Annotated in this window: 10 protein-coding genes; 1 reads left to right on the forward strand and 9 read right to left on the reverse strand. The window is 74.1% G+C overall.

Features of this window, described 5'->3' with window-relative positions:
• Positions 1 to 2: 2 nt before the first annotated feature.
• The 5 genes from tdh to OG361_RS02000 all read right to left on the reverse strand — a co-directional run bounded on the left by tdh (position 3) and on the right by OG361_RS02000 (position 6862).
• Positions 3 to 1037 carry an L-threonine 3-dehydrogenase gene (tdh, locus tag OG361_RS01980; protein WP_405851521.1) on the reverse strand — a complete coding sequence of 345 codons (1035 nt, stop codon included), beginning with the start codon at positions 1035 to 1037 and terminating at the stop codon, positions 3 to 5.
• Between the two features lie 312 nt (positions 1038 to 1349).
• On the reverse strand, positions 1350 to 2918 hold the full coding sequence (locus OG361_RS01985) for a phytoene desaturase family protein (RefSeq protein ID WP_405851523.1): 1569 nt from the start codon (positions 2916 to 2918) through the stop codon (positions 1350 to 1352).
• Between the two features lie 248 nt (positions 2919 to 3166).
• A complete protein-coding gene (locus tag OG361_RS01990) occupies positions 3167 to 5476 on the reverse strand; it encodes a tetratricopeptide repeat protein (protein ID WP_405851524.1) in 2310 nt (769 codons plus the stop codon).
• A 92-nt stretch (positions 5477 to 5568) separates the two neighbouring features.
• Positions 5569 to 6444, reverse strand: coding sequence for an oxygenase MpaB family protein (locus OG361_RS01995; protein WP_405851525.1), 876 nt, complete (start codon positions 6442 to 6444; stop codon positions 5569 to 5571).
• Positions 6445 to 6574: 130 nt separating this feature from the next.
• Positions 6575 to 6862, reverse strand: a complete 288-nt coding sequence (locus OG361_RS02000) for a hypothetical protein (protein WP_405851526.1) — start codon at positions 6860 to 6862, stop codon at positions 6575 to 6577.
• Between the two features lie 100 nt (positions 6863 to 6962).
• Between OG361_RS02000 and OG361_RS02005 the strand changes: the two genes are divergently transcribed.
• On the forward strand, positions 6963 to 8018 hold the full coding sequence (locus OG361_RS02005; protein WP_405851527.1) for a LuxR C-terminal-related transcriptional regulator: 1056 nt from the start codon (positions 6963 to 6965) through the stop codon (positions 8016 to 8018).
• A 25-nt stretch (positions 8019 to 8043) separates the two neighbouring features.
• Here the strand turns inward: OG361_RS02005 and OG361_RS02010 are convergent, their stop codons facing one another.
• The 4 genes from OG361_RS02010 to OG361_RS02025 all read right to left on the reverse strand — a co-directional run bounded on the left by OG361_RS02010 (position 8044) and on the right by OG361_RS02025 (position 15020).
• Positions 8044 to 9378: a DUF2201 family putative metallopeptidase gene (locus tag OG361_RS02010; RefSeq protein ID WP_405851528.1), complete on the reverse strand. Its 1335-nt coding sequence runs from the start codon at positions 9376 to 9378 to the stop codon at positions 8044 to 8046.
• Positions 9375 to 10703, reverse strand: coding sequence for an AAA family ATPase (locus OG361_RS02015; protein ID WP_405851529.1), 1329 nt, complete (start codon positions 10701 to 10703; stop codon positions 9375 to 9377). The genes OG361_RS02010 and OG361_RS02015 overlap by 4 nt, the downstream gene beginning before the upstream one ends.
• 81 nt (positions 10704 to 10784) lie before the next feature.
• The gene (locus OG361_RS02020; protein ID WP_405851530.1) at positions 10785 to 12347 is read right to left on the reverse strand and encodes a hypothetical protein; all 1563 of its coding nucleotides are present in this window, start codon (positions 12345 to 12347) and stop codon (positions 10785 to 10787) included.
• Positions 12348 to 12458: 111 nt separating this feature from the next.
• The gene (locus OG361_RS02025; protein WP_405851531.1) at positions 12459 to 15020 is read right to left on the reverse strand and encodes an ATP-dependent Clp protease ATP-binding subunit; all 2562 of its coding nucleotides are present in this window, start codon (positions 15018 to 15020) and stop codon (positions 12459 to 12461) included.
• Positions 15021 to 15123 lie beyond the last annotated feature (103 nt).

The following is a 15123-nucleotide window of genomic DNA, read 5'->3' on the forward strand; positions in this document are numbered from 1 at the left end:
GGTCAGGCTCCCGCAGTCCAGTCGAGGATGATCTTGCCGCTCTTGCCGGAGGCCGCGTCGTCGAAGGCGGCCTCGTAGTCGGAGTACGCGTACCGGCCGGTGACGACGGGGGCGAGGTCGAGACCGCCCTCCAGGAGCACCGACATCGCGTACCAGGTCTCGAACATCTCGCGGCCGTAGATGCCCTTGACCGTGATCATGGAGGTGACGATCTTCGCCCAGTCGACGGCGAAGTCCTCGCTGGGCAGGCCCAGCATGGCGATCTTGCCGCCGTTGGTCATGTTGGCGACCATGTCGCGCATCGCGTGCGGGTTGCCCGACATCTCCAGGCCGACGTCGAAGCCCTCCTTGAGCCCGAGGGTGCGCTGGCCGTCGGCGATGGTCTGCTCGGCGACGTTGAGCGCGAGGGTGACGCCCGTCTTGCGCGCCAGGGCGAGGCGCTCCTCGCTGACGTCGGTGATGACGACGTTGCGGGCGCCGGCGTGCTTGGCGACGGCGGCGGCCATGATGCCGATCGGGCCCGCGCCGGTGACGAGGACGTCCTCGCCGACGAGCGGGAACGAGAGGGCCGTGTGCACGGCGTTGCCGAAGGGGTCGAAGATCGCGGCGATGTCGAGGTCGACGGAGACGCGGTGCACCCACACGTTGGAGGCGGGCAGCGCCACGTACTCGGCGAAGGCGCCGTCCCGGCCGACGCCGAGGCCGACGGTGGCGCGGCAGAGGTGGCGGCGGCCGGCCAGACAGTTGCGGCACTTGCCGCAGACGAGGTGGCCCTCGCCGCTGACCACGTCGCCGACGGCGATGTCGGCGACGTCACGGCCGACGGAGACGACCTCGCCGACGAACTCGTGGCCGATCGTCAGCGGCGTGGCGATCGTCTTCTGCGCCCAGCCGTCCCAGGAGCGGATGTGGAGGTCGGTCCCGCAGATACCGGTCCGCAGGACCTTGATCAGTACGTCCCCGGGGCCGGTCTCCGGCTCGGGCACGTCCGTGAGCCAGAGTCCCGGCTCCGCCTTCAGCTTGACCAGCGCCTTCAATGCAACGGCTCCCGACTTGCGTGTCCTGTGATGTGGGGGTGCGGGCACGGCTGAGCGCCCAAGATCCCTGGAAGAGAATCTTCCTTATACGGGGCTCGGGGTCCATCGAGGATTTCTTAAGCGCGCTCGCAGGTCAGCTTCACGCCCCAGGCGGGGCGGGCCGGTCGTCAACGATCGCGTCAACGTTCCGCGGTGCGCCGTCACCGTTCCGCGGCGCGGGCGTCACCGCTCCGTGGGTGCGCGCGTCACCGCTCCATGGGTGCGCGCGTCACCGCTCCATGGGTGCGCGCGTCACCGCTCCGTGGGTGCGCGTCACCGTCCGAGGGCGGCCATCGCCGCGTTGTGTCCGGGGATGCCGCTGACTCCCCCGCCCCGGATCGCGCCCGCCCCGCAGAGCAGCACGTTGGCGTGGTGGGTCTCGACGCCCCAGCGGCCGGCGCCCTCCTCCCCGTACGGGAAGGAGAGGTCGCGGTGGAAGATGTGGCCGCCGGGCAGGCGCAGTTCGCGTTCGAGGTCGAGCGGGGTCTTCGCCTCGATACAGGGGCGGCCGTCCTCGTCGAGGGCGAGGCAGTCGGCGATCGGCTCGTCGAGGTGGGCGTCGAGCTGGGCGAGGGTCGCCTTGAGGAGCGCGGCGCGGGTGCCGTCGTTGTCGGCGGCGAACAGGCGGGCGGGCGTGTGCAGTCCGAAGAGGGTGAGGGTCTGGTGGCCCCGGGCGGCGAGTTCGGGGCCGAGGATCGTCGGGTCGGTCAGCGAGTGGCAGTAGATCTCGGAGGGCGGGGCGGTGGGGAGGTGGCCCGCGGCGGCCTCGGCGTGGGCGGTGGCCAGCTGCCCGTACCCCTCGGCGATGTGGAAGGTCCCGCCGAAGGCCTCGCGCGGGTCGACGGAGCGGTCGCGGAGCCTCGGCAGCCGGGTGAGCAGCATGTTGACCTTGAGCTGGGCGCCTTCCGGGGGCGCAGGGGGCGCCTCGCCGAGCAGGGCCGCGAGCTCCTGCGGGGAGGCGTTGACGAGCACCTGCCCCGCCTCGACGGTGGCCTCGCCGTCGGCCGTGCGGTAGGTGATCGTGGCGCGGCGGCCGTCGGTCTCGACCCGGGTGGCCTCGTGCCCGGTGAGGATGCGGGCCCCCGCCGAACGGGCCGCGTCCGCGAGGGCGTCGGTGAGGGCCCCCATGCCGCCGACGGGCACGTCCCAGTCGCCGGTGCCGCCGCCGACGACGTGGTAGAGGAAGCAGCGGTTCTGGAGCAGCGTGGGGTCGTGGGCGTCGGCGAAGGTCCCGATGAGGGCGTCGGTGAGGACGACTCCGCGTACGAGGTCGTCGGCGAAGTTCCGTTCGACGGTGACGCCGAGGGGTTCCTCGAAGAGCATCCGCCAGGTCTCGGCGTCGTCGACGCGGGCCCGGAGCTCGGCGCGGGTGGGGAGGGGTTCGGTGAGGGTCGGGAAGATGCGGCGGGCGGCCCGGCCGGTGCGGCCGTAGAAGGCCTGCCAGGCCTCGTACTCACGGTCGTCGCCGGTGAGCGCGGCGAAGGAGGCCCGGGTGCGCTCGGGCCCTCCGCCGACGAGGAGGCCGCCGTCGCCCTTCGGGGTGTACGAGGAGACGGAGCGCTTCCGTACGGCGAAGCGCAGCCCCAGCTCCCGCACGATCTTGTCGGGGAGGAGCGAGACGAGGTACGAGTACCGGGAGAGCCTGGCGTCGACCCCGGCGAAGGGCCGGGTGGAGACGGCGGCCCCACCGGTGGACCCGAGCCGCTCCAGGACGAGGACGGTCCGGCCGGCGCGGGCCAGATAGGCGGCGGCGACGAGGCCGTTGTGGCCTGCCCCGACGACGACGGCGTCGTACGCGCGGGGTGCGGCGGAGGCGCCGGGGAACGGGTCACGGGCGGTCATGGCTCATGCTCACACGTCTCCCGCGCACCGGGGAAGACACGCGGCCGGTCGGCTCGGCGGTCGGCCGGTCGGCTCAACGGTCGGCCGGTCGGCTCGACGGTCGGCGGTCGGCGGTCGTCGCGGCGGTCGGCCCACAGCCTCGCGGCACGCCGCTCACTCGGTGGGTCGGCGCCGCCCCCTCGGCGGGGGGCGACGCCGGACCCTCGGCGGGGGGCGACGCCGGGCCCTCCGTGCGGCGGTGGCCGGGTTCAGTGTGGCGGGTGGCCGGCTGCTCTGCGGTGGAGGGCCGCGGCCTCCGTGTGGCGGCCGAGGCGTTCCAGGCAGTGGGCCTCGTCCTCGAGCGCGGTGAGCGTGTCCGGGTGGCCGGGGCCGAGGGCCCGGGTACGGGTGGCGGCGACCGCCCGGTACGCCTCCAGGGCCTCCTCCCAGCGGCCGAGCCGCCCGAGGGCGACGCCGGTCTCGCGGCGGCTCAGGAGGGTGTCGGGGTGGTCGGGGCCCAGGACCCGTTCACGGGCCACGCGGACGCTCTCGGACTCGGCGAGGGCTTCCGCCCACCGCCCGAGCCTGCCGAGGTTGACGGCGAGGGCGTGGCGGGCCCGCAGGGTCTCGGACCCGTCGGCGCCCTGCGCACGGGTGCGGGCGGCGACGACGTCGCGGACGACGTCCAGGGCGTCCGCCGCCTGGCCGAGCCGGCCGAGGCAGACCCCGGTCTCGTAGCGGGCCGCGAGGGTGTCCGGATGGTCGTCGCCGAGGGCGGCCGCGCGCGCGTCGGCCACCGCCCGGTACTGGGCGAGCGCCTCCCGGCCGCGCCCCAGCCGCCCGAGGGTGTACGCCACTTCGTGGCGGGTCACCAGGGTGTCGGGGTGGCCCTCGCCGAGCAGTCGGGCCCGGGCCTCCGCGACCTCGTTCGCCGTGCGGTACGACTCCTCGAGGCGGCCCAGGCGGCCGAGGGTGAAGGCGAGGTTGTGGCGGCAGCGCAGGGTGTCGGGGTGGTCGGGGCCGACGGTGCGCTCGCGGGCGGCGAGCACCGCGACGTACAGCTCGTACGCCTCGGTGTGCCGGCCGAGGCGGCCCAGCGCGTACGCCCGCTCCTGGCGGGCCGCCAGCGTGTCGGGGTGGTCGTCGCCGAGGACCCTCGCGCGGGTGGCGGCGACCCGGTCGAAGACGTCCAGGGCGTCGGCGGGGCGGTCGAGCCTGGCGAGGGCGAAGCCGACCTCGTAGCGGCTGGCCAGGGTGTCGGGGTGCTCGTCGCCGAGGGCCTGGGCGCGGTGCTCGGCGACGGACCGGTGCACGGTCTCGGCCTCGTCCCAGCGGCCGAGCCGGCCGAGGCCCATGCCCGCCCGGTAGCGGCCGGCGAGCACGGCGAGCAGCTCCTCCGAGGGTGCGGCGGGGGTGGCCGGCTCCTCCGCGAGCGAGGTCGCGTCCGAGGCGTGGGCGGCGGTGGTCCACTCCGTGGTGAGCACGGCCGCGGCGGGGTCGTGCGGGACCGGGCGGGGCTCGGCGACGGCAGCGGCCGGCCGGTGTCCGACGGTCATGTCCCGGGCCCACGCGGGCGTGGGCGTGGACATGGGCGGGGGCGGGAACGGGGACATGGGCGCGGGCGCGCCGGGTCCCGGAAGGCCCTGGACCGGGTACGGGGCGGTCGCGGCGGTCTCCGGAGCGCCGACCGGAGCGGGGGCCTGGACCGGGACGGGGGCCGTGAACAGGGAGACCCGGCCCGAGACGATCCGGCGGCGCAGGTCGCCCGCGTCGGCCGGCCGCTCCTCGGGGACCTTGGCGAGCAGGTCGACGACGATCCGGTCGAAGTAGGGCGGCAGCTCGGCGCGGTGCGTGCGCGGCGGGCGCGGCACCGTGTCCCGGTGGCCGATGAGGATCGCCCACGAGTCGCCCAGGTCGAAGGGCGGGGCGCCGGTGGCCAGCTCGTACAGCACGCACCCCAGCGAGTAGAGGTCGCTGCGGTGGTCGACCTCGCCGCCGCCGATCTGCTCCGGGGACATGTAGTGGGGCGTCCCCATCGCGATACCGGTCCCGGTGAGCTTGGAGGTGAAGCCCATGTCGGTGCCGAGTCGCGCTATCCCGAAGTCGCAGATCTTCACCGTCCCGTCCGCGAGCCGCATGATGTTCGCGGGCTTCAGGTCGCGGTGGACGATCCCCTGCCGGTGGGTGTAGGCGAGGGCGTCGGCGACCTGGTCGGCGATCTCGACGACGTCGTGGACGGGCAGCGGGTGCTGGGCGTTGGCCGCGAGGAGCTGGCTGAGGTTCCGCCCCTCCAGGAGCTCCATGACGAGGAAGAGCACGCCGTCGTACTCGCCGAAGTCGTGCACCACGGTGATGCCCCGGTGCTGGAGCGCGGCGGCGACGCGGGCCTCGCGCCGGAAGCGCTCGCGCACCACGGTGAGGACCTGCGGGTCCTGCTGCGGGCCGAGCGGTTTGAGGCACTTCACGGCGACGCCCCGGCCGAGTGCCTCGTCCGTGGCACGCCAGACCTCGCCCATCCCCCCGCGGCCGATGACCTCGTGCAGGCGGTACCGGCCCTGGATCAGTCTGGATTCCCCCATCGTGCGCTGCTGCCCCCGTCGTTTCCGTGCACCCTCCGCGGCATGTCCAGTATGGCCGCAGCCTCGGACAGTGGGTACGGGTAGGGCACGTGTCAGGGATCCGGCCGGGTGTCGGGACCGGGGCTCGTGGGGTGATCGGGGCGGAAGTCGGGGGCGAGGAGCGCGTACGGATCGGGGCGGGCGTCCCGGCCGAGGCGGTCCATGGCCCGGAGGATGTGCCGGGGCGGCAGCCGCCAGCGCAGGCGGTCGGGGACGCAGCGGAGGAGGTTGGCCGTCGCGACGAGCCGTCGGGTGACGGTCTCGGCCGCCGGCGCGGGCCTGCCGTAGAGCGCGTGGGCGTAGGGAGGCAGGGTGTCGTACGCGAGCGCTGTCACGCGCCGCCAGATCACCTCGCGCGCCGGGACCAGGACGGGTTTGACGGGCGGACGGCGCAGGAAGTCCTCGACGGTCCGGGCGTCCGGGCCGGCGGCGAGCCGCGGGAGCATCGCCTCGAAGTAGCGGGCGAACTCGGCGGCGGATCCCGGGACGGTCTCCGGGTCGAGACCGACGAGACGGGCCGAGACCCGGTGCTCGTCGAGGTAGCGGTCGGCCTGGGCGTCGCTGAGCGGGATGCCGGAGCGGCGCGCCACGGAGAGGTACGAGTCGACCTCGGCGCAGTGCACCCACAGCAGGAGTTCGGGGTCGTCCACGCCGAGCCGCCGGTGGATCCGGCGGACGCGGGCGCCGGCCGCCTCCGCCGCCTCCGTGGTCCCGTAGCTCAGGGTGCCGACGAAGTTCGCGGTCCGCATGAGACGGCCCCAGGGGTCCTCCCGGAAGCTGCTGTTGATCATGACGCCGCGGACGGCGACCGGATGCAGCGCCTGGAGCCAGAGGGCGCGGACACCGGCGATCCACATCACCGGGTCGCCGTGCAGCTGCCAGGTCACGGAACGGGGGCCGAAGAGCCCGGGGTCGGCGTCCTGCCTCATGGCGCTCAGGCTACGCCGGAACCGGGCCCGGTGACCCCGTCAGGTCACTTCGGCGGGTCACCCCGGCAGGTCTCCTCGTCAGGTCTCCTCGTCAGGTCACCTCGTCAGGTCACCTGGTCAGGTCACCCCGTCAGGTCTCCTCCTCCGTGGCGAGCACACGCGTGACGGGCGTGCCGATCAGGGCCGGGGCCCGCTCGGGACTCGCCCACACGCGCGTGCGGAGGAATTCCAGGAAGCCGTCGGCCCGCTCGGCGGTGGCGAAGGACAGGTCGACGAGGACGTAGGCGGGGTCGTCGACGGGGCGGCTCACCCGGTACCGGAGGACTCCGGCGTCCCGGCGGGCGTCGGCGAAACGGTCGAACGCCTGCTTCCACACGGTGTAGTCGGTGATCGGGTGCTCGATGTGCAGGGTGATCACGGCTCCTCCTTCCAAGGCGGGGGAACGGTTCCAGGGTGGGCGACGGCGCCGGGTCACGTACATCCCAGATGTCTGGGGTATCGGCCCGTACGCTCCGCCCATGGCTCTGCCCGCCTCCCACGCCCGCTCCCGCGAGCGCGTCCTGCGGATCTGCGCGACCGGTGGGGACGCCCACGCCCTGCGGGTCCGCCTGCTCCGGGAGTTCCGGGGGCTGCTCGGCGTCGAGGCCTTCGCGTTCCTGCTGACCGACCCGGTGACCTCGGTGGGGTGCGCGCCGGTGGCCCGGGTCCCCTTCCTGCCGGAGCTGCCCCGGCTGATCCGCCTCAAGTACCTGACCTCCGCCGACCGCTGGACCTCCCTGACGGGTGCCGCGGCGCTGAGCGCTCTGCCGGAGGGCGACAGGGGGCCGCTGTGGACGGAGATGCTCCGCCCCGCCGGGGTGCGGGACGTGGCGTCGACGGTGTTCCGCGACCGCTTCGGCTGCTGGGGGTTCCTCGACCTGTGGCGGTACGGGGAGGAGTTCGGCGCCGCGGACCTCGCCTATCTGGACTCGGTCGCCGGGGCGGTCACCGAGGCTCTCCGGCGCGCCCAGGCAGCGGCCTTCCCGGCCCGCCCGCCGGGTGCCGGGCGTCCGGGACCGCTGGTGCTGCTGCTCTCTCCGGACCTGCGCGTGCGCGGCCAGACGCCCGAGGCCCCGGTCTATCTGGCGGGCCTGATCCCGCCGGAGGAGGGCCGGGCGCCGATCCCGGCGGCCGCGTACAACGTGGCCGCGCAGCTCCTCGCCGGCGAGGCGGGGATCGATCCGCACCCGCCACGCGCGCGCGTGCACCTCGCCGAGGGGCTGTGGCTGACGCTGCGCGCGGCCCGGATCGACGACGGCCCGGGCTCCGGGGTGCCGCGGTCCGAGCGGGAGATCGCCGTGACGATCGAGGAGACCACCCCCGCCGACCGCCTGGACGTGTTCTGCCGGGCCCACGGGCTGACGGGACGTGAGACGGAACTCCTCGGCCTCCTCGCGGAGGGTGCCGACACCGGCGTGGCGGCGGACGCGATGTCCCTGTCCGCGCACACGGTCCAGGACCATCTCAAGTCGGTCTTCGCGAAGACGGGCACGCACCACCGCCGTGGGCTCCTGGCGCGGGCGCTGGGGTCCTGACCCGGGGCCTCTCCGAGCGACGGGGCTACCCGATGTCCACCACCCGCGCCCATGCGGGCGGCGGGTCCGGCACGTGGTCGGGGTCGTCCTCGTCCCAGCTCCGGGCCGCGTACGGGCGGGAGAACAGGCCCACCACCGTCCGGCAGGGCGGCCGTTCACCGGGCCAGGGTGTCTGTCCGTCGGTCAGGGCCACGATCACGTCCGGCCGGGGCCGTACGGCGAGCGCGGCGGCGAAGCCGGACCGCAGATCCGTACCCCCGCCGCCGATCAGCGGGATCCCCTCGGCGCGGCACAGCGGGTGCGCGATCCGGGCCGCCGCGTCGCACGCCACCACCGTGACGAGGTCGCGGCGGCCACCCACCGCCCGGGAGATCGCCGCGACTTCGAGGAGCGCGCTGCCGAGCTCGGTGTCGCTGACCGAGCCCGAGGTGTCGATGACCACGGAGACCCGGGGCGGTCTGCGCCGCAGGCTCGGCAGTACGGCACCGGGCACCGCGGCCGAGCGTCGCGAGGGCCGGCCGTATGTGTGGTCCTCGCCCGCGCCCGGTCCGGTGGCCGCCGAGCGGACCGCCGCGCCGAGCAGGTCCCGCCACGGCTGGGGCGGATGGAACGCCTCCTCCGCCCACCGTCGCCACCCCCGCGGGGTGTCCCCCGGCCGGCCGGTGATGCCCTGGGCCACCCGGAACCTGACGGCGTCCTGCTCCTGCTCGCTGAGGCCGTGCGCACCGTCCGGCCCCAGGTCCCAGGGGCGTTCGAGGCCGTCGGCGCCGCTGCCGCAGTCGAGCCAGGTCACGCCCTCCGTGAGCGGACCCAGCCGGAACTGCCGCAGGTAGTCCTCCATGAGCTCCCCCTCGGGCAGCCCGAGGGACCGCGGATCGACGGCGCCCTCGGGGCGGGCCAGCCCGTCGCCGAACACGTCGTCGTTGATCTCGCAGTCCGCGGCGATGTTCATCCGCAGCCGCTCGCCCGGGCCGGTCAGCCCGCGTTCCCGCGCGACCCGGTCACCACGACCGTGGTGGTCGCGGAGCAGGTGCGACACCTCGTGGACCCACACCCCGGCCAGCTCCTCGACGGGTGTCCGGTCCACGAAGGCCGGGGAGACGTAACAGCGCCAGTACCGGTCGACGGCCATCGTCGGCACGTGCCGTGACTCCACGGTGTGGAGGGCGAAGAGAGCGGTCGCGAGGTACGGGCGCGCGCGGACGGCCTGCAGCCGGGCGGCGAAGAGCTTGTCCCGATCGAGCGCCTTCGGGGGTACGGCCGGTGCGGTCGGTGCGCCCGGCGTGGTCGGTGCGCCCGGTGCACTCGGCGTGGTCGGTGCGGCTTCTGTGGCCGGTGCGGCCGGCGTACGCCCGGTCATCGGGCCGCCTGCTCCGTCACCGCGACCCGGGCCGCCGCGCGATCGGCCCGCCGGCCCAGGGACACGACTCCGGCGAGTCGCTCGATCGACGCCGGAACGTCCCAGTCCTCCCGCCGCAGCGCGGCCAGGGTGGTCGCGGGGACGACGACCAGGTCGGGGGCTCCGGTCTCCAACGCCCGGGCCAGGACGGCCCACGCCGCGTCCCAGCGGGACTTCTCCGGGCGCGACCGGACCGCAGCCACGACTCCGTCCAGTACGGCCTGGCGTCGATCGCCCCGCTCGGGCAGTTCGGCGCTCTCGGGGTCGGCGAGCAGCGTCTCGGGGTCCGGGAGGTCCATCCGGTCCAGCGAGGCCAGCAGTTCAAGGCCCGGGCCGTCTCCCACCGTTCCCCTGACCAGCGACGCCAGCACTTCGCGCGAGGCGCCGGCCGCGGTCGCGAAGGCGATCAGCCGCAGGGTCATCTCCCAGCTCCGGGGCGACGGCCAGGCGCCGCCGCGGCGCGTTTCGCCGCTCGGCAGTCGGTGGACGAGCGCGGGGCGGGCGGAGAGGAGCCCGCAGACCGCGCGGCGGGCGAAGTCCACGGACTCCGGCAGCTTCGCCGGGTCGAGGCGTGGCAGGGTGGCCCGCGGCCAGGTTCCGCCGAGGCCGCGCACGACGACGTCGTGTTCGTGCGTCCACTGGAGGTGCACGAACCGGTTGGCGAGCGGCGGGCTCAGCTCCCAGCCGTCGGCGGCCGAGGCGCGCGGATTCGCGGCGGCGACGATCCGTACGCCGGACGGCAACCGCAGCGCTCCGACCCGCCGTTCGAGTACGAGACGGAGGAGGGCGGCCTGCACGGCCGGTGTCGCGGTGGACAGCTCGTCCAGGAACAGCAGTCCCCGCCCGGCCCGTACCAGGCGCACGGCCCAGTCCGGCGGCGCCATCGGAACGCCCTGCTCCGCGGGGTCGTCGCCGATGACGGGGAGGCCCGAGAAGTCCGAGGGCTCGTGCACGCTGGCGATGACCGTGGTCAGCGGAAGGCCGAGGGACTCGGCCAGCTGGGTCAGGGCCGCGGTCTTGCCGATCCCGGGTTCGCCCCACAGGAGCACGGGCAGGTCGGCGGCTACGGCCAGGGTCAGGGCCTCCAGCTGGGAGTTGGGGCGCGGCTCGGTACGCGCGTCCCGCAACAGGGCCAGCAGCTCACCGGCGACGTCGAGTTGATCGAGCTGGTCGAGCTGGTCGGGCTGGACGGGCTGATGGGGCTGATGGGGCTGATGGGAACGTCCGAGCTGGTCGAGCGGGTCGGTGGACGCGGCGGTAGGGGCGTACGACATCTCTGCGGGCATGAGTGATCACCTGGGGGTTCGGGGCGGCCGAGGCGGCGCGGAGGGAGGGAGGGAGCGGAAGAGGAACGGGGGCTTCCCCGGTCAGCGTCGGGTGACGTCGCGGGGGTGTGAACGCCGGTCACGGGGACGGCGGATGCCGGGGAGGAGGCGGTCGGGTGCGGGGCCGATCAGACCCGCCCTGTACAGGCCGTAGGTGATCCGCCGGTGCGCGGCCGCCTCCAGCTCGTCGCGCAGGGCGCCGCCGCGCAGCAGTGCGTCGGGGCCGAGGAGACCCTCGACGACGGCGAGGGCGCCGGCGATGTCCCCGTGGTCCAGGCGTTCGCGGACGCCGGTGAGACAGTCCGGGCGGCGGTGGGCCTCGTCGACGGCCCGCAGGCAGGGCAGCGGCGTGCCGGTCAGCGCGGCGAGGAGTTCCTCCCGCCGGATCTCGGCCGGGTCGTGGTCGAGCGGGGCCAGCACCCCGTCGACCAGCCCGATCCGGTGCCGGGCGCCACGGCACTCGACGACGCGGGGCTGCCCCGCCGGATCCGGGGGCCGGACGGGACGGTCGGGTGGTGGCCTGCGGTCCGGTTCGAGCGCGGCGGCGACGAGCGGGTGCAGGCGATCGCTCTCCACGAGGCCGGCGCGGAGGAGTTCGAGGTCGGGCAGGACCCAGGTGGCCGCGTCGGGCAGGACGGGCAGGGTGGCGGCGGAGTTCTCCGGGGTCTCCGGAGCGATCCGTACGGCGGGCGGCCCGCCTTGGCACCCTTCCCGGTACCCGTACTCGTCCCGGTACGCGTACCCGTCCCCGTACTCGTCCCGGTACGCGTACCCGTCCCCGTACTCGTCCCGGTCCCCGTACCCGTACCCGTACTCGTCCCGGTCCCCGTACCCGTACCCGTACCCGTACTCGTCCGGGTGCGGTTCCAGGAGCAGCCGCCGACGGGCCCCGAACCGCACCACGACGGTGCCGCCCGGACGTCCCTCGGCACGGTTCAGGATCTCGGCCTCGGCCGCCCACCGGTCGACCGCGCAGCTGAGCCCGGGAGGCAGGAGTCCCGTCGGATCGGGGACGGTCGCACCCGCCCCGGACCGGATGCGCAGTTCGTCGGCCCTGCGGGCGTCCCACAGGTGGCGGTGCAGGTCGAAGCGGAACCGCCGGCTGGGGTGGGGGTGCGGATGGCGGGCGGCGGCGGCACCGCAGGACCCGGCGGGGGATCCGTCCCACAGGGCGAGGCTGATCCGCTGTCCGGCGTCCGCCCAGGCGGGCGGAGTCCGCACCACGAGGTGCGGTACCGGCCCCACGCCGCCGCCCGGGGAGTACGGGCCGGCCGACGGGTCCGGGGCGTACCGGGCCAGTGCCACGGTCAGCCCCGGTCGCAGCAGTCCGTCCGGAGCGATCCGTGGCATGTGCCAGCGCAGCAGGTCGGGGGCCAGATGGCGCAGGTCGTCCCGGACGCGGCCGGCGAGTTCCCGGCCATGGGCGCGCGCCACGGAGCGGAGGTCGAGGTCGACATCGATCCCGGCGGCGGCACAGGCCCCCGCCCAGTCGCCGTGGAAGCGGCGGGCGGACGCGGTCTCGATCATGGAGGGCGGCACGGCGAACTCGCGCACGCGCAGCCAGAGGGTGAGGCGGGAAGCCCCGTTCGCGGTCGAGGTGGGCATCAGCACTCACCTTGTGCGGACGGGTCCCCCAATCTGTGAACAGAGTGAGTCGTCATCCCGATGATCGTATCGACGCCCGTGACGACCCGCCACGAGTTTTCCCGAGGGTCGTCAGGCGGCCTCGCTCCGGGGCGCGCCTCCGGCGTCGGCCGTGCCGTTCTCGGACGCGCCCTTGCGGATCAGGCAGTGGAGCGAGTCGTCCACGATGTCGGCGACGATCGTGTCGCCGGGCCCGGCCTCGCCGCCGAGCAGCAGGGAGGCGACACGGTTGTCGAGCTCCCGCTGGATCGTGCGGCGCAGCGGGCGGGCGCCGAACGCCGGCTGGTAGCCGTGGGCGACGAGCAGTTTCTTCGCCGCTTCGGTGACTTCGAGCGTCATGCCCTGCGCGTGGACGCGGTGCTTGCTCCGGTCCAGGAGGTGCTCCAGGATCTCCGACAGGTCGCCCTCGGTGAGGCTGTGGAAGACGATGATGTCGTCGATACGGTTGAGGAACTCGGGCAGGAACTTCTCCCGCAGGTCCTGCATCAGCTCGTCCTTGAGCTCGGCCGCGTCTCCCTCGTGGGCGAGGATGCGGTGGGCGCCGATGTTCGACGTCATGATGACGACACAGTGCCGGAAGTCGACCGTGCGGCCCTGTCCGTCCGTGAGGCGGCCGTCGTCGAGGATCTGGAGCAGCGTGTTGAAGACGTCGGGGTGCCCCTTCTCCACCTCGTCGAACAGGACGACGCTGTACGGCCGGCGCCGGACCTTCTCGGTGAGCTGGCCGGCCTCCTCGTAGCCGACGTAGCCGGGAGGCGCGCCGACGAGCCGGGCCACGGTGTGCTTCTCCTGGAACTCGCTCATGTCGAACCGGATCATGCGGTCCTCGTCGCCGAAGAGCAGCTCGGCGAGCGTCTTGGCGAGTTCGGTCTTGCCCACGCCCGTCGGCCCGAGGAAGAGGAACGAACCCACGGGACGGTTCGGGTCGCCCATGCCCGCGCGGTTGCGGCGCACGGCCTCGGAGACCGCGGTGACCGCCTCGCCCTGGCCGACGATCCTGGCGTGCATCGCCTCCTCCAGCTTCAGGAGCCTCTCCTTCTCGCTGGCGGTGAGCTGGGCGACCGGGATGCCCGTGCGGCGGGAGACGATGTCGGCGATGTCGGCGGCCGTGACCGAGACCACGCCCTCGCGGCGCTCCTCGATGCCCGCGAGCTCGCCCTCCACCTCGGCGATCTGCCGCTTCAGCTCCGAGGCCTTCTCGAACTCCTCGCCCGCGACGGCCTGGTCCTTCTCGCGCCGCAGCTTCGCGAGGCGGTCCTCGCGGCCGACGACCTCGGTGGAGCGGCCTGCGCTGCGGAGCCGTACGCGCGCACCGGCCTGGTCCATCAGGTCGATGGCCTTGTCGGGGAGGAAGCGGTCGCTGATGTAGCGGTCGGACAGCTCCGCGGCCGCCGCCAGCGCCCCGTCGGCGAAGCGGACCTGGTGGTGGGCCTCGTACGCGTCACGGAGTCCTTCGAGGATCTGTACCGCCTCCTCGACCGTGGGCTCGGGGATGAGGACGGGCTGGAAGCGGCGTTCGAGGGCGGCGTCCTTCTCGACGTACTTGCGGTACTCGTCGATCGTCGTCGCTCCCACGACGTGGAGCTCGCCGCGCGCGAGGGCGGGCTTGAGCATGTTGCCCGCGTCCATCGAGCTGTCGCCCGTCGCGCCCGCGCCGACGACCGTGTGGAGTTCGTCGATGAAGAGGATGATGTCGCCGCTCGCGTCCTGGACGTCCTCGATGACCTTCTTCAGCCGCTCCTCGAACTGGCCGCGGTACTGCGCGCCGGCGACCATGGAGGACATGTCGAGGGAGACGACCCGCTTGTCCTTGAGGGTGTCGGGCACCTCTCCCGCCACGATGCGCTGGGCCAGTCCCTCGACGATCGCGGTCTTCCCGACGCCGGGCTCGCCGATGAGCACGGGGTTGTTCTTGGAGCGCCGCGACAGGATCTCGACGGTCTGCTCGATCTCGTCGGAGCGGCCGACGACGGGATCGAGCCTGCCGGCCCGCGCCTCCTCGGTCAGGTCCCTGCCGAACTCGTCCAGGGTCGTGGCCGGCTGCTGTTCCCGCGCGCCCGCCCTGCCCTGTCTGCCGGCGGCGGGAGCGCCGTCGGCGCGTGCCGCCTGCTCGGCGAGGCCGCGTACCTTCCGTACGTCCACGTCCTCGGCGCTCAGGAACCGGGAGGCGCCCGAGTCGGCGTCGCTCAGGAGCGCGCCGAGGATGTGCTCGGGGCCGATGTAGGAGACCCCTGACGCCTGTGACGTGGCGTGCGCGAGGGCGAGGGTGCGCTTGGCCGCGGGGGTGAGCCCGGGCTCGGAGGACGGTTCCGCGGACTCCTGGGGAAGCACCTCGTCGATCTCCGCCGCGAGCGCCTCGGGGTCCACTCCGGCCTGGGCGAGCAGCCGTCGTGAGGGGTCGACCTGGGTGGTCGCCCACAGGAGGTGCTCCGTGTCGAGGTCGGACGTGCCGTCCTCGGCGGCCTTGCGCGCGGCCAGGTGGAGGAGTTCGCGCGACGACTCCGTCAGCAGCCGACCGATCGGTACGCGCTGCACGGCCGGGGGCGACGATGCGGGCGACATACCGAAGAATCGGTTCAGCAGGTCGCTGAACTGGTCGGACGAACCGAACGGTGAACCGAACGCCATCGACATGCCTGGCTCCTGATGCGCAAGGGGGGTGATCCTCCTCCCACACCCAAACCCGATGTCGATCCATCCGCAAACGGAAGACGGTGGTGGACGGCGGTGGGCGGGG

The sequence above is a fragment of the Streptomyces sp. NBC_00090 genome (assembly GCF_045160815.1).
Taxonomy (GTDB): Bacteria; Actinomycetota; Actinomycetes; order Streptomycetales; family Streptomycetaceae; genus Streptomyces.

What these genes read in the sequence shown, in the direction of transcription:
- OG361_RS01990 (WP_405851524.1), bottom strand. Translation starts at nt 5,476, where the DNA reads ATGGGGGAATCCAGACTGATCCAGGGCCGGTACCGCCTGCACGAGGTC.
- OG361_RS02005 (WP_405851527.1), top strand. Translation starts at nt 6,963, where the DNA reads ATGGCTCTGCCCGCCTCCCACGCCCGCTCCCGCGAGCGCGTCCTGCGG.
- OG361_RS02010 (WP_405851528.1), bottom strand. Translation starts at nt 9,378, where the DNA reads ATGACCGGGCGTACGCCGGCCGCACCGGCCACAGAAGCCGCACCGACC.
- OG361_RS02025 (WP_405851531.1), bottom strand. Translation starts at nt 15,020, where the DNA reads ATGTCGATGGCGTTCGGTTCACCGTTCGGTTCGTCCGACCAGTTCAGC.
- OG361_RS02020 (WP_405851530.1), bottom strand. Translation starts at nt 12,347, where the DNA reads ATGCCCACCTCGACCGCGAACGGGGCTTCCCGCCTCACCCTCTGGCTG.
- OG361_RS01985 (WP_405851523.1), bottom strand. Translation starts at nt 2,918, where the DNA reads ATGACCGCCCGTGACCCGTTCCCCGGCGCCTCCGCCGCACCCCGCGCG.
- OG361_RS01995 (WP_405851525.1), bottom strand. Translation starts at nt 6,444, where the DNA reads ATGAGGCAGGACGCCGACCCCGGGCTCTTCGGCCCCCGTTCCGTGACC.
- OG361_RS02015 (WP_405851529.1), bottom strand. Translation starts at nt 10,703, where the DNA reads ATGCCCGCAGAGATGTCGTACGCCCCTACCGCCGCGTCCACCGACCCG.